The following is a 15,786-nucleotide window of genomic DNA, read 5'->3' on the forward strand; positions in this document are numbered from 1 at the left end:
GTGAATTGCAACAGCCTCTAATATATTTATTTATTTGTATTAACTAAAGCTATTAACTCAGCTTTTGATTTGTATCCCATTTCAGTCATTTTTAATTCTCCATTATTGAATAATAATAAAGTTGGTATACTTCTAACTGAATATGTTGCTGCAATATCAGGGAATTGATCTACATCAACTTTAACTATTTTGTAATTTACTTCCTCACTTAATTCATCAAGTACTGGACCTAACATTTGACAAGGTCTGCACCATGTAGCAAAGAAATCAACTAAAACTAGCCCTTCATTTTTTAATCCATCAAAATCAACATTATTTTCTAAATGTAATACTTTACTCATTTTTTCCTCCTTTATTTTGCACTTAAGGCAGCCATTGTGTAGTAGTTATATGGTTTGTTAAAGTGCGGTAAGAAGAATATATCTAATAATTTAAATTTATCTATAGTAACTTTTTCTTGGATTGCAAGTGAGAACACATGTAATCCTAAAGATATATCTAATTTAGAAGCCATTTGTGCTCCTAATATTCTTCTTGTTTTTGCATCATAAACTATTTTTACTGTAACTTCTTCGTTTTCAGTTTTCATAAATTCAGGTTTTTGAACATCTGTAAATGAAGTTGATAATACTTCATATCCATATCTTTTAGCATTTTCTTCTGAAAGTCCAGTAGATACCATGTTTAATCCATAAATAGATATACCATTTGATCCTTGAACTCCTACTGTTTCTAAGTGAGTTCCACAAACATTATGTGCAGCTATAACTCCTGATCTAACAGCATTTGTTGCAAGTGCAATATAGTTAGTATTTTCTATAGCATTATCATATACTGTAGCACAATCACCTATAGCGTATACATCATCTCTACTTGTTTTTTGAGTTTTATCTACTAGGTATGCTCCATTTCTAAATGTTTCTAATTGACCTTTTAATAAGTCTGTATTAGGTCTAAATCCAACACATAATATTACCATATCAGTTTGATATTCAGATTTATCCGTAACAATTCCTGATACTTTACCATCTGTTCCTTTAATTTCTTTTAATAATTCACCAAATGATAATTCAATTCCATGTTCTTTTAAAGTTTCATTCATTTTTTCTCTAAATTCTTTATCATAATATGTTGATAAGCAATCAGTACTTGAATCTACTAGTCTTACTTCTCTTCCATTTCTCTTAAATGCTTCTGCAAGTTCTACTCCTATATAACCTGCACCAACAACTGTTACATGTTTAATTGTTGGATCTTTCATTTTTTCTATTACTTCTGCAGCATTTTGATAAAGTTTAACGAATTGAACATTATTTAATTCTCTTCCAGGTAAATTTAAATCTATAGGTAAAGAACCTGTTGATAAAATTACTTTATCATAACTTTCAGCATATTCAGTTCCATCGACTATATTTTTAGCATATACAACTTTTTTATCAAGATCTACTCCTGTAACTTCTGTTTGCATATAAACCTTAGCACCTGCTGATTCTAATTTTTCTTTATTAGAATAAAATAAACCTTCTGCACCATCAATTTGATTTCCAATCCATAATGCCATCCCACACCCTAAAAAACTAATGTTACTATTTTTATCAAAAACTGTAACTTCTGTTCCAGGATAATTTGATAAAATTGTGTTAATCGTTGCAGTTCCTGCGTGATTTGCTCCAACTACTACTACCTTCATACCTACCTCCATATGTATCTTTTAATTATATTTTTATTTTACCCTATAAGTTTTTAATTTTCAAGGGGTCATAGTGGTGACCCCTTATATAAATTTAAAAATTCTAATACATTTTCTTTTTTTACATGACTATTCCCTATATACTTCTTCCATATTTTACTATACCTAGTGTTATAAAATAATCCTAATGTATGTCTTAGAAAGTAATGTTCTTTTTCATTCATCGATTCCAAATAATGGAACATCTCTTCTAAAATTTCTTCATATTTTTTAATTTTAGTACCGTTAAGTTTATTTATTTCATTAGCTAACATAGGATTATCATATAAAGCTCTACCTATCATTACAGAATCTACATAACTATGATGTTTAATAATATCATCTATAGTTTTTATCCCTCCATTAATTTCGATATCTAAATTAGGTCTATCTTTTTTTAAATTATATACCATATTATAATCTAAAGGTGGTATTTCTCTATTTTCTTTAGGACTTAGTCCCTTTAATATAGCTATTCTTGAATGTACTATATATTTATCAGCTTTAATTATATCTACAAAGTCTAACAATTCTTCATATGAATCTATGATTCTATCATTTTCTAATACACCCTTACCATCTATACCTATTCTATGTTTAACACTAACTTTTTTGCCCGTATTTTCTTTTATAACATTTATCATATCTTTTACTAAATATGGCTCACTCATAAGATAAGCACCCATTTTATAATTTGAGACTCTATCCGAAGGACAACCTGCATTTATATTTATTTCATCATAATCAAAATCTTTAATATATTCACAAGCTCTTTTCAATTCTTCAAGACTAGAAGTTGCAATTTGTAAAACTATAGGATTTTCATTTTTATTTTTTTTCAATAATCTATTTACATCTCCATTAAGTATTGCAGGAGTTGTTATCATCTCTGTATAAAGAGTAATGTCTTTATTAATCATTCTTAAAAAATTTCTAAAATGAATATCAGTTCTATCAACCATAGGTGCAAGTGTTACATTGTATTTCATAATTCTACTTCTTATTTATCAAATATATTCCTACAGCCATTAAAGCAATTCCAATTAATCTATAAATATCAAAAGGTCTTACTTCATAACCAAATAATCCATAATGGTCAAATATCATAGCTGTACCAAGTTGTGAAAACATTAATAATACTGTTGCAGTACCTACACCTAATTGTGGTATACAAATTATTACAGATAAAACATAAATAGCTCCTAATATTCCTCCTAATAATTTCCACCAATTAACTGGATGTCCTAATTCTGATAAATTAGGTAATGTTTGTTTAGTAACTAAAGAATAAATAATTAAAAATATTCCTCCAACAACGAATGTTCCAACTGTAGCCCAGTATTGATTACCAAAAGACTTCCCTAATTCTACATTTACCGGTCCTTGAATAGTTACTATTATACCTGCAATTATTGTAAGTATAACAAAAAATAAATAATTTGTGTTTTGCATATTTTATTCCTTTCTTATTTTATCCCAAATATCACTCATCCTATTTTCAAACTTGTTATCTCCTGGAATATATAATTTTACTTTTTTATTAATATATTTTTGTTTAATATAGTTATTTTCATAATCATGTGGATAAATATATTTATCTGATCCTGCTTTTGTTAAATGATACGGTACCTCTTGTGCTCCGTTATTCGTAATTTCTTCAAAAGCTAAATTTACCGCCTTGTAAGCACTATTACTTTTAGGAGATAAAGCTAAGTATATAGCACACTCAGAAAGTATTATCCTTGATTCTGGCATACCTATTTCGCTTACTGCTTTTAAACAACTAGTCGCAATAACTATTGCATCAGGATTTGCAAGTCCTATATCTTCACTAGCAAGAATAACTAAACGCCTTGCAACATACATAGGATCTTCACCACCAAGTAATAATTTAGACATCCAATAAAGGGCAGCATCAGGATCTGAACCTCTTACTGATTTTATCATAGCTGAAATTGCATCATATCTATCAGCAAATACTTTTACATTAAGTAACTCAGATAATTCCTCAATACTTTTATCAAGAAAATCTGCTGTAATAATGGTTTCTAAATAATTTATTCCAACCCTTGCATCACCATCTGAAATAGTACTTAAAAATCTTAAAACTTCATCTTTTACAGTTATATTTTCTTCCTGTCTTATTTTTAACAGTAGTTCAAATATATTATCTTCAGATAATTTTTCAAAATTAAATACTATCATTCTTGAAAGTAATGCCTTATTTAAAGAATAGTAAGGATTTTCTGTAGTAGCTCCTATTAATATAACATTACCATTTTCTAAATCTTCTAAAAAAGTATCTTGTTGAAGTTTATTAAATCTATGTATTTCATCAAAAAATATCAGAGTTTTCTCTACATTATTTTCAACCTTTTCAAGTATTTCTTTAACTTCTGTTTTTGAAGACTTTATTGCATTTAAATATATATAGTTATATCCTAAACTTTCAGCAATAATTTTAGCAAGTGTCGTTTTACCCGTACCACTTGGTCCATAAAATATAGAACTTATCATTTTACCTTTTTCAAGAAATGGTTTTATTATTTTTTTTACCTTTTCTTGCCCAAGAAAATCATTTATACTACTTGGTCTATACTTATGTGACAAAGGAATTTTATCATAATTAAATATATTCATTTCTATCTACCATAAATTTTAGTAATATGTGCTATATTTTGAGATAATTCATCAGTTAACATTCCCTCTCCTAATCTCCATTGCCAATTTCCTGAAGCAAGTCCTGGTGTATTCATTCTTGAAAATTCTCCTAAATTTAAATAATCTTGCATAGGAATTATAGCTATTTCAGCAACTGATCTTAAAGCTAATCTTATTAAAGAATACACTATGTATGAATCATCATTTATATTTAAATAATCTCTAACTTCTCCCTTTTCTTCATCATTTAATTTAAAATACCAAGAGTTAGTTGTATCATTATCATGAGTTCCTGTATAAACAACAGTATTTTTATCATAATTATGAGGAAGGTAATCATTTTCTGGATCTTTATCAAATGCAAATTGTAATATTCTCATTCCTGGGAAACCTGATTCATTTCTTAAATCTATTACTTCGTCTGTTAAAGTTCCTAAATCCTCAGCAATTATATTTATATCACCTAATTTTTCTTTTATTTTATTAAACAATTCCATACCAGGTCCTTTTTCCCAAACACCATTAATTGCTGTTTCCTCACCATAATTTATAGCCCAATAAGATTCAAACCCTCTAAAATGATCTATTCTTATTATGTCGTATAAAGAAAGGTTAGCACGAACTCTGTCTATCCACCATGAATATTCAGTTTTTCTTAATGCTTCCCAATTAAATAATGGATTTCCCCATAATTGACCTGTTGCTGAGAAATAATCAGGTGGAACCCCTGCTACTTTCACAGGATTTCTATCTTTATCAAATAGGAATATTTCTGGATTTGACCAAGCATCAGCAGAATCCATAGATACAAATATAGGTATATCTCCTATTATTTCTATTCCATTTGCATTAGCATAATTCTTTAATTTACTCCATTGTTCATAAAACTTAAATTGTAAAAACTTTTGATAATTAATCTCATCTACTAGTTCTTTTTTGATATTATTGATAGCTTCTTCATCTCTATTTTTAAATTCAGTTGGCCATTCTTGCCATGAAATTCCACCAAAATGTGATTTCAAAGATGAAAATAAAGCATAATTATCAAGCCAGTATGAATTTTCACTAACAAATTTATTAAAATCTACATTATCAATATTAAATTTTGAAAATGCTCTTCTTAATAAAGGTAACTTATTTTCATATATTAATCCATATTCTATAGTTTCTTTATTTTCTCCAAAATATGTATTTAAAACTTCTTCATCTAAAAGTCCTTCATTTACTAAAGTTTCTAAATCAATAAGATATGGGTTTCCAGCAAAAGCTGAAAAACATTGATATGGTGAATCTCCATAACCAGTTGGTCCTAAAGGAAATATTTGCCATAATTTTTGATTTGATTTATTTAAAAATTCAACAAATCTATAGGCTTGACTCCCAAGAGTTCCTATACCTTCTCTACTAGTCAGAGAAGTTGGATGTAATAAAATCCCTGCTTTTCTCATATTCAATCTCCTTAATATTTAAATTTTTTATTTTCTCAAATTCTTTATTTATTTTATCACTTGTAATTGATAAATTTTCAAAATCTTTGCTTAACTTATTAAAATCTCTACTTAAATCATTCCATCTTTTTTCATATCTTACAAATTCATCTGAAAATTTAACTAACTCTTTTAAAATATACTCTGAATTTTCTCTTTTTATATTCTCTGTATTAACAAATTGTATGGTTGATATATATATCATTAGATTAGTTTGTGAACATATCCAAACTCTTTTTGAATAAGCATAATTCAATAATTCCTCATAATTTGTATATATATCATAAAATATTGTTTCACTAGGTATAAACATTATAGCTTGATTTATTGTTTCACCTTCTATTATGTATTTAGTCGCTATATCATCTATATGTTTTTTTACATTTTTTATAAATTCCCTTTTATATTCTGATTGTTTACTTTCTAAATATTTATTATAGTTTTCAAGAGGAAATTTAGAATCTATAGCAATCTTTTTTAAATTTTTATTTAGAAATACAACAGCATCTGCTATAGTTCCAGTACTAAATTTATACTGCCTTACATAAAGATTAGTATCTTGATATATATAATCAAGCACTTGCTCTAATCTTTGTTCACCAAATACACCTCTACTCTTTTTGTCCGATAATATTTTTTGTAAACTTAAAGTTTCATCAGTTAACTTCTCAATATTTTTTTGAGCTTCATCAATTTTAGCCATTTTTGACACAAAAGACTGTAATGTAACATTAATATGATTATTATATTTAAAATTATCATTTTTAATATCACTTTTAAATTCATTTATATCTTTAGTTAACTTTTCCTTATTATCAAAAAGAATATTTAAAATATCATTTTTATCATATTTAGCTGTTTTTAATAAAATAATTAAATACATTAGAATAAATATGATTAAAATCATTAAGATAATTAATAAATAAATCATATTATCACCTAAATGTCCTTAACCAGTTTTTTATTTTCAAATATAATCTCATTAATTATTCTATCATATTCTCCTTTTTTATCATCATTCATCAATGAATAAATCTCATTGTCATCAATTGAATAACCCTCTATCATATTATTTAAAGTTTCAACATTTAATACATCAGGATTCTTATTAATTTGATAATATGTAACATTTAATTTACTATCAAATACTTCATTTATTAAAACTAAACTCTGAAGAATCCTTATCCCTTCTCTTATTACAGATTTAGGAAGACTTGTCCTTATTTTTAAATCAGTTATTGTATAAGGATCTTCATCATTTTCAAATCTCTCTATTAATATATACATAAGATATAGTCCTAATCTTTTTTGAGATGATAGAGAAAGAGTATGTCTTTCTTCAACGAATTCTCTTGAAGTTTGTATACTATATGTAATTTGAGAACCTATTAAAATAACTGTCCAAACATACTTAATCCAAATCAAAAATATCGGAACAAAAGCTAATGATCCATAAATTAAATTATAATTACTAATGCTTATTTGTAATAACATATATAGGTTATATGTTATTATTAATCCTACATATGTTAATATACTTCCTATAAGCGCTGGTATAAATTGAACTCTTTTATTAGGTATTAACACAAACACTCCTAAAATAAATATTATACTTAATAGACCATTTAATATTTTAACTGTTATTTGCGCTATAAATGGTATATTCCCAAAATACTTCATTAATATATTAAGTATAAATGAACTTGATGCAATAATTAAAAATATAAATAAAGGCGCTATAAATACTATAGCTATATAGCTAATTAATTTATCCTTATAACTTCTCCTATCTTTAACATTCCATATATTATTAAAAGTATCTTCAAGTAAATTTAGCATACTAATTACTGAATAAACTAAAATTATTACTCCAAGTCCTGTAAGTATTCCACCCTTTGCTGTATTAATTATATTATTGGTAACATCTATAACATAGTTTAACATTGTTTCATTTTGATTTACTAAAGATGTGAGTTGTTTTAATATTATTTCATCTAATCCAAATCCCTTACTTATTCCTAAAACTATTGCAAAAAAAGGAAATATTGTAAGTAGCATCATATATGTTAAATTTGAAGCAAGTAGTGATAAATCAGATGAAAAATAGTTTTTTATGAAAATTTTTGATATCTTAACAATCTTATTAAAATATTTTTCCATATCCCCCCCTATTTAACTATTATTGTTTTCTTTTCTTTATATATTTCATCTAATATTTCATCATAGTTTTCTATTTTAGCCTCTTCTTCTAATACTTTTTCTATTGTAGGTTTAGTATTAGGATGACGAGGTGCAAACATACTACATGAATCTTCATGTGGTTCTATAGACTTTTCATAAGTCCCTATTTCACGAGCAAGTTCTATTATTTCTATTTTATCCATACCTATTAAAGGTCTAAATACAACCATATCTTTTACACATTCATTAGTACAATTCAATCCTTCTAATGTTTGAGATGCAACTTGACCTAAACTTTCCCCAGTTACAAGGGCAGATAGATTATTTTCTTTTGCAATTTTTTGTGCAAGTCTCATCATAGCACGTCTTGTAAGTATAGTAGCGTACGCTTTATTAGTTTCTTGATTAATTGCTTGCTGTATTTTTAAAATATTTAAAGTATAAAATTTAGATTTTAAATTATATTCCTTTAATATAGTAACTAATTCTTCAATTTTAATTAAAGCCTGTTCTGATGTAAAAGGAAAAGAATGGAAAGTTACAAAATCAAGTTTAAGTCCACGCTTTGCCATTAAAAATGATGCAACTGGAGAATCTATCCCTCCAGATATTAAAGAAAGTCCATTACCTGCAGATCCTAAAGGTAATCCTCCATAACTACTAATTTTTTCAGTATATATATATGTATTTTCTCTAATATCTAAACTTATTAAAACATCATAATCTTTCATAGATACTTTTGTAAATTCTGAATTAATTAATATATGTGCTCCTAATTCTTTTGCAAAATCCATAGAGTTCTTTTCAAATTTTTTATTACCTCTATTAACTTCAACTTTAAAAGTTCTACACCCTTTTAAGTATAAATCATTTGCTATTTCAAGAATTTTTTCTTTAATTTCTTTTTCATTAGTATTTACTCTAACAGAAAAATTCATATTATTAATACCAAAAACTTTTTTTAAATCACTTATTAATCCTTCAATGTTAGTATCATTAGTATAAACATAAAGTTTAGACATATCATTTATAAGATCTGCATCATAGTTTTTAATTTTATTCATTATTCTTTGCTTAATATTAGATTCAAAAACTCCTCTATTTTTACCCTTTAAAGCAAGTTCACCATAACCTAATCCTATCGCATTTATCTTATTTAACTCTATCATATTATTCACCTATCTTTTTAGCTTTAATCCAGTCTGAATTTTTACCTTGAGTATAATTAGCTATAAATTCTTCTTTAAATTCTTTAAATCTTCCTTGTATTATAGCTTCACGTGCCTCACGCATAAGATTTAATAAAAACCATAAATTATGATAAGTTGCAAGTCTTTGACCTAAAACTTCATCTGCTTTAAATAAATGTCTTATATATGCTCTTGTATAGTTTCTACAAACGTAATTATCCGCAACATCTAAAGGTCTATCATCATATTCATATTCCTTATTTTTTATTACAAGTCTTCCATATTTTGTAAATACCGTACCATGTCTCCCAATTCTTGAAGGATGAACACAATCCATCATATCAACACCATGTTCTATTGCTTCAAGCATATCAAGTGGTTCTCCTACTCCCATTAGATATCTCGGCTTATTTTCAGGTAATTTAGGTGTAGTATATGCTAATATTCTATACATATCTTCACGAGGCTCACCAACTGCAAGTCCTCCTATAGCATATCCTGAAAAATTATCATCCATTTCAAATAATTCAGTATATGATTTATCTCTTAAATCTTCATAAATTCCACCTTGAACTATAGCAAATAACCCTTGTTTTTCTGGATTTTTATTCGCCTCTATACATCTTTTAGCCCAACGTGTTGTTCTTTCTATAGAAGGTATTAGATATTCTCTACTTGAAAGTCCTGGTGGGCATTCATCTAATACCATCATAATATCTGAACCTAAATTATTTTGTATTTCTATTGATTTTTCAGGAGATATAAAGTGTTTAGACCCATCTAAGTGTGATCTAAAATATGCACCTTCTTCTTTTATCTTTCTTAAAGCTCCTAAAGAAAATATTTGAAATCCTCCACTGTCTGTAAGCATAGGCTTATTCCAATTCATAAATTTTTGTAAATGACCAAATTTAGCTATTAATTCATCTCCTGGTCTTAAGTATAAATGATATGTATTACCAAGTATAATTTCAGCTCCCATTTCATTTAATTCTTCAGGTGTCATAGTTTTAACTGTAGCCTGTGTTCCCACTGGCATAAATATAGGTGTATGTATTATACCGTGAGGTGTTTCTATAACACCTGCTCTTGCATTACCATCACTATATTGTTTTGTATATTTAATAGGTTTTTCCATTTTTTCCTCTCTACTTTCTAATGATACTTATTATTTCACGCATAGATGTTAAATGTTTTACTAATTTTTCAAAGTCTTCTTTTTTTCTTACTAAAATACTTAAAGTTAGCATCCCTACTTCTTTTCCGTCTTCTTTAGTATTTGTTGTGTTAACTCCTGTTAAGTCCATTTTATATTCCCCTAATATCCTCATTATATCCATTAAAAGACCCTGTCTACCATAAGTTTTAATAGTGAAATTAACTTGATATTTAACATTTGTTTCACTTATGACCTTTTCATCCCATAAAACTTCAATTCTACGTTCTGGTTCATTTTCTATTAATTTAATCATATTCTTACAATCTTTTCTATGTATAACTATACCTCTTCCACGAGTAACAAATCCGTCTATATCATCTCCTGGTAAGGGTGAACAACATTTAGCAAAGTTAAATAAAGTATTTTCACTTCCTGTAACTTTTATTCCTAAATTTTTCTTATTACTTAATTTTGCATTCCCTTTATCTGTTTCCTCTTGTATAGTTTCTTCTATACTCTGAACATCTTTTTGTTCAAACTTAGATATGAATGTATCAAGTGATAATTCAAAAGTTGCAAATTTATAATATAGTTGTGAAAGATTATTTAAATTATATTTTTTCATATATAATAAAACTCTTTCATCTTCTTCATATTCTTTAAATTTAAGTCCTATTTTAAGAAAAGCATCAGTTACAAGAACTTGACCTTCTTGAGACTTAGTTTCAAATTCTCTATCTTTAAACCATTTTTTTATTTTAGATTTAGAACTTGGATTAGTTACTATATTTATCCAATCACTTCCAGGTCCTTTAGCTGTTTTAGATGTTAAAATTTCTATTTTATCTCCATTTTCAACTACATAATCTAAAGTTACTATCCTATCATTTACTTTAGCTCCTATAGTTCTATAACCTATTTGAGTATGAACTTGGAAAGCAAAATCAAGAACTGTAGAACCTGCTTGTAATTCTACAACATCTCCTTTAGGAGTAAATACAAATATAGTTTTTTTAAGTATATTTACAGTTACTTCTTTAGCAAAATTATCATCTATTTCTGTCTGATTTGATTCTATAATTTTCTTTACTGCAGCATAATACTTCTCATTTTTATCTTTATTTTTCTTTTCCTTATATTTCCAATGAGCTGCTACCCCTTCTTCAGCTATCAGATGCATCTGCTCTGTTCTAATTTGTATTTCTATTATTTGACCTTCAGGACCCTTTACTGTTGTATGTATAGATTGATAACCATTAGATTTAGGAGCTGCAATATAGTCTTTAAATCTTCCTGAGACAGGTTCAAACATTGAATGTGCTATTCCAAGAACAGAATAACAATCTACTTCTCTTTCAGTTATAACTCTAATTGCAGTAAGATCCATAAGATCTGCAAATTTTTTATCTTTTTCCTTCATTTTTCTATAAATACTATATAAATGTTTAGGTCTTCCATTTACAACAACTTTAATATTATTATTCTTTAATTCTGTTTCTATCATAGAAATTATATCTGCTATATATCTTTGTCTTTCTTCTTGTTTAGTACTTACTAAATTTTTTATTTCTGAATATGCTTGATTATTTAAATAATAAAAGGCTAAATCTTCAAGTTCAGATTTAATCTTTCCCATACCTATCCTATGTGCTATAGGTGCAAAAACATCTTGTGTTTCTTTTGATTTTTCTATTTGCTTTTCAGGTGTTTGAAATTTTAAAGTTCTCATATTATGTAATCTATCAGCAAGTTTAATTATTACAACCCTAACATCTTCTGACATTGCAACAACCATTTTTCTAATATTTTCTATTTTTTTACCACTACTTTTGGGTAAATTTCTTAGTTTAGTAACTCCATAAATTAAATTTGACACATCACTTCCAAAACTATATTCTATATCTGATAAAGTAATCATAGTATCTTCTACAACATCATGAAGTATACCTGCAACTATAGTATCCGTATCCATTCTAAGATTAAGTAAAATATTGGCAACTTCTAGTGGATGAACTATATATTCTTCTCCACTTTTTCTAAGTTGTCCCATATGTGATTCTTTAGCCAAAGTATAGGCTTCCTCTATTTTTTTTATATCTAACTCTTTATGATTTAATAATATTTCTTCTTTCATCTTTTCAAAAATTTCATTACCTGTCATAAGTTCCATAATTCAAACCTCGCATTTCAGAATAAGTGATTAAATTTTAACATATTTACACTAAAATTTCCAGCTACTTCAATATATATTTCAATTTTTTATTTTACTTGTAATTGTATAGAATTTAAGATATAATTAAAGTATAATAGTATATAATTATATAAAAGGAGGTCATCTAATGCTAGTACAATCAATAGATAGAGCTATGAATATTCTTGAAATATTATCTCAAGGAAATAATTTATCCTTAGCAGAAGTATGCAAAAAAAGCAAATTACATAAAACAACTACTTTTCGTATACTTCATTCATTAAAGGAAAATGGTTATGTTAAACAAAATAAAAAAGGACAATATTCATTAACATATAAAATGTTTAGAGTTGGAAATAGAGTTGTTCAAAGTATAGATTTTGCTCAACCAGCTAAAAGTCATATAACTAAACTTGCAGTTGAAACGAATCAAACTATACATCTTGTTATACGTGACGGTAATCAAATACTTTATATAGATAAATTTTCACCAGAAAATACTTCAAACACTATGGAATGGTCAAAAATTGGTAGACGTGCACCTATGCACTGTACTGCTGCTGGTAAGGCTATACTTGCATATTGTAGTGAAGAAGATATACTTAATATATGGGATCAAACTGATATAATAAAATATACAGCTAGAACCATAATAAATGTAGATAGCTTATTTGATAATTTAAAATTAACAAGAAAAAATGGTTATTCTGTAGAATATGAAGAATATGAATTAGGTCTTTATTGTATAGGTACCCCTATATTTAATTCTAAAAAAGAAGTAGTTGGTGCTATTAGTATATCTATACCTCTTAATGATGATACACCTAGAAGTTTCTATATAGATAAAATAAAAGATGCTTCTAAAAAAATATCAAAAAAATTAGGATATGAAATAGATTAAATATTATATAAAAAGGAATTAGTCTTAATAAAACTAATTCCTTTTTGCTTTATTTACATATATTTTCTACTAACCATCTTTCAAATTCTTCTTCATTAACATCTACAGCATAATTAACATTTGGATTTTTATCTCCATTTCTAACAGTATAATAATCTGCAACAAAAGAACCTATTGCTGCTCCTTCAGTTGCAACATCTATATATTTTTTTTCAAATCTAAACATTTCAGGATTTAACAAGTATGCAATTGTAGTAGAATCATGCATAATTAATCCTTGTTCAAATCCTTCTCCTCTATAATATTTAAATATAGAGTAACACATATTAGACACCTTATTAAAAGTTTTTAACTTATCTAAACTTTTAGATCTAATTCTACATTTTCTAGTTACATCTAATCCAAATACTGTTATTTTTAATCCAGAATCAAAAACTATTTTAGTCGCGTGAGGATCTTTATATACATTAAATTCAGCTGCTGTATTAGTATTTCCTAAAGAAAGTGATCCTCCCATTATTACAACTTCCTCAATTTTTTCTTTTAAATATGGATATTGTATTAAAAGTAATGCTAAATTAGTTGATACTCCAAGAATTACTACAGTAACTTTATCTATAGATTTTTCTAAAACTTCTTTCATTGCTTCAACAGCATTTTTTTCCATAACTTTTCTTGTAGGTTCTGGTAATTCATACCCTCCTAAACCAGATTCACCATGAACATCTGAAGCATTCATTTTAGGATCAAAAAATATTGATCTAGGAGCTCCTTTTGCAACTGGTACATCACTATTCATAAACTCTAATATTTTAAGAGTATTTTTAGTTGTCTTTTCTAAATCAACATTCCCAAATACTGAAGTAAATAATTTTATGTCTAACTTATCGTTATTATTTAATGCAGCAATAATTGCAGCTGCATCATCAATTCCAGGATCTGTATCAATTATTATAGGTCTTCTATTCATTATATCCTCCTAATTTTAACATATATATTTGTAACAACAAATACCACAAAAGTTGGAATAACCCAAGCCATATCAACACTTGAAAACGGCATATACTTAATTATATTATTTATAACATAAATATTAATATTTAATATAGGCAATACAGATAATAAACTTATAAATATAACTGTATGAATTGTAGCATTATATATTAATCTATTACCATCAAAAAATTTATCTAATATACCTAAAATTATAAGTACAATAGCAATGGGATTAATCATATATAATATAGGTTTAGTAAATACTAATATAGAATCTAATCCATAATTTGCAAGTATTAATGACATAGTTATCCATATAAGTAACCATTGTTTATAACTTAAAAATTTATACTCTTCACTAAAATACTCACTAGTACATATCAAACTTGATATACATATAGATAAACATGCTATTAAGAATGTAAGAGAAAGTATTATTCTTCCAAATGGTCCAAAAATATAAAATACTGCTTCATTTAATATTTCTGCTCCATTAGTTGTATTAGCAAACATACCAGCAGTTGAAGCTCCTATAAATGCAAGCATCATATATAAAGAACTTATTAATAAAACTAAAATAAATCCTGCTTTTACAGTAGTTCTAAGCATATCTGATTTTTCTTCAAGACCTTTATATATTAAATTCATGGTTAAAACTATACCAAAATTTATAGAACTAACTGCATCAAGAGTGCTATAACCTTCTAAAAATCCCATTACAAAAGGAAATTTAGCATAGTTATTTTGAGCTTCTAATAAATTCCCAGCACCTTTAAAAAATAGTCCTAAAAACATGAATACTATTAATATAAATAATAGTGGTGATAGTATTTTCCCTAATTTATTAACCAACTTACTTGGATTAAGACAAAGAAAATAAACTATAACAAAAAATATAACTGTATATATAGTTCTAACTAAATATATATTAATATTAGGATCTAAATATGGCTCTAATATTATAGAAAAAGGTGTAGTTGCTGCACGCGGTATAACAACAGAAGGCCCTGTACTTATATATGTTATAGCTATAAACCAACTCGTAAATTTAGTAGATACTTTATCTGTAATATTAGAAAGCTTGTCATGCATCATAACAACTATAATTCCAAGTATAGGAAGCACAACACCCGATATACAAAATCCAATTATACTTAACGTTAGATTATTTCCACTAAATTTACCAAGCATAGGTGGAAAAAGTAAATTTCCTGCTCCAAATATCATACCAAAAAGCATAAAACATATTTGTATAAAATCTTTTTTATTTAAATTTTCCCTCATTATTCCC

General features: G+C 26.6%; 14 protein-coding genes. 1 reads left to right on the forward strand and 13 read right to left on the reverse strand.

All coding sequences use genetic code 11. The features are described 5' to 3' along the window. Positions 1–26: 26 nt before the first annotated feature. The 11 genes from trxA to AYC59_RS02250 form a co-directional block, all read right to left on the reverse strand. Positions 27–341 (reverse strand): thioredoxin, encoded by a 315-nt coding sequence (gene trxA, locus AYC59_RS02200; protein WP_066894754.1) that lies wholly within the window; start codon positions 339–341, stop codon positions 27–29. Positions 342–352: 11 nt separating this feature from the next. Continuing rightward, the gene (gene nox / locus AYC59_RS02205; RefSeq protein ID WP_211260002.1) at positions 353–1,690 is read right to left on the reverse strand and encodes a H2O-forming NADH oxidase; all 1,338 of its coding nucleotides are present in this window, start codon (positions 1,688–1,690) and stop codon (positions 353–355) included. 68 nt (positions 1,691–1,758) lie between these two features. Continuing rightward, a complete protein-coding gene (gene dusA / locus AYC59_RS02210) occupies positions 1,759–2,718 on the reverse strand; it encodes a tRNA dihydrouridine(20/20a) synthase DusA (RefSeq protein ID WP_066894758.1) in 960 nt (319 codons plus the stop codon). Positions 2,719–2,722: 4 nt separating this feature from the next. Further along, positions 2,723–3,181 (reverse strand): DMT family transporter, encoded by a 459-nt coding sequence (locus AYC59_RS02215; RefSeq protein ID WP_066894760.1) that lies wholly within the window; start codon positions 3,179–3,181, stop codon positions 2,723–2,725. A gap of 3 nt (positions 3,182–3,184) precedes the next feature. Next, a complete protein-coding gene (locus AYC59_RS02220; protein WP_066894762.1) occupies positions 3,185–4,369 on the reverse strand; it encodes a replication-associated recombination protein A in 1,185 nt (394 codons plus the stop codon). A gap of 2 nt (positions 4,370–4,371) precedes the next feature. Further along, positions 4,372–5,838 (reverse strand): 4-alpha-glucanotransferase, encoded by a 1,467-nt coding sequence (malQ, locus tag AYC59_RS02225; protein WP_066894765.1) that lies wholly within the window; start codon positions 5,836–5,838, stop codon positions 4,372–4,374. Next, the gene (locus AYC59_RS02230) at positions 5,795–6,808 is read right to left on the reverse strand and encodes a DNA recombination protein RmuC (RefSeq protein WP_066894767.1); all 1,014 of its coding nucleotides are present in this window, start codon (positions 6,806–6,808) and stop codon (positions 5,795–5,797) included. Before AYC59_RS02230 ends, malQ begins: the two co-directional genes overlap by 44 nt. A gap of 8 nt (positions 6,809–6,816) precedes the next feature. Continuing rightward, the gene (locus tag AYC59_RS02235) at positions 6,817–8,037 is read right to left on the reverse strand and encodes a YihY/virulence factor BrkB family protein (RefSeq protein ID WP_066894769.1); all 1,221 of its coding nucleotides are present in this window, start codon (positions 8,035–8,037) and stop codon (positions 6,817–6,819) included. 8 nt (positions 8,038–8,045) lie between these two features. Next, positions 8,046–9,227 (reverse strand): tRNA uracil 4-sulfurtransferase ThiI, encoded by a 1,182-nt coding sequence (thiI, locus tag AYC59_RS02240; protein WP_156445460.1) that lies wholly within the window; start codon positions 9,225–9,227, stop codon positions 8,046–8,048. Position 9,228: 1 nt separating this feature from the next. Beyond that, positions 9,229–10,386 carry a tRNA guanosine(34) transglycosylase Tgt gene (tgt, locus tag AYC59_RS02245; protein ID WP_066894773.1) on the reverse strand — a complete coding sequence of 386 codons (1,158 nt, stop codon included), beginning with the start codon at positions 10,384–10,386 and terminating at the stop codon, positions 9,229–9,231. A 10-nt stretch (positions 10,387–10,396) separates the two neighbouring features. Further along, positions 10,397–12,577 carry a RelA/SpoT family protein gene (locus AYC59_RS02250; protein ID WP_066894775.1) on the reverse strand — a complete coding sequence of 727 codons (2,181 nt, stop codon included), beginning with the start codon at positions 12,575–12,577 and terminating at the stop codon, positions 10,397–10,399. Between the two features lie 169 nt (positions 12,578–12,746). Here AYC59_RS02250 and AYC59_RS02255 point away from each other — a divergent pair, with 169 nt between their 5' ends. Next, positions 12,747–13,499: an IclR family transcriptional regulator gene (locus AYC59_RS02255; RefSeq protein ID WP_066894777.1), complete on the forward strand. Its 753-nt coding sequence runs from the start codon at positions 12,747–12,749 to the stop codon at positions 13,497–13,499. Positions 13,500–13,548: 49 nt separating this feature from the next. Here AYC59_RS02255 and AYC59_RS02260 read toward each other — a convergent pair whose 3' ends face one another. Both AYC59_RS02260 and brnQ read right to left on the reverse strand, forming a co-directional pair. Further along, complete coding sequence (locus tag AYC59_RS02260; RefSeq protein ID WP_066894779.1) at positions 13,549–14,469, reverse strand: nucleoside hydrolase; 921 nt, start codon at positions 14,467–14,469, stop codon at positions 13,549–13,551. Then, positions 14,469–15,779: a branched-chain amino acid transport system II carrier protein gene (brnQ, locus tag AYC59_RS02265; protein WP_066894781.1), complete on the reverse strand. Its 1,311-nt coding sequence runs from the start codon at positions 15,777–15,779 to the stop codon at positions 14,469–14,471. The genes AYC59_RS02260 and brnQ overlap by 1 nt, the downstream gene beginning before the upstream one ends. Positions 15,780–15,786 lie beyond the last annotated feature (7 nt).

Origin of the sequence: Pseudostreptobacillus hongkongensis (genome assembly GCF_001559795.1) — a bacterium.
Taxonomy (GTDB): Bacteria; Fusobacteriota; Fusobacteriia; order Fusobacteriales; family Leptotrichiaceae; genus Pseudostreptobacillus; species Pseudostreptobacillus hongkongensis.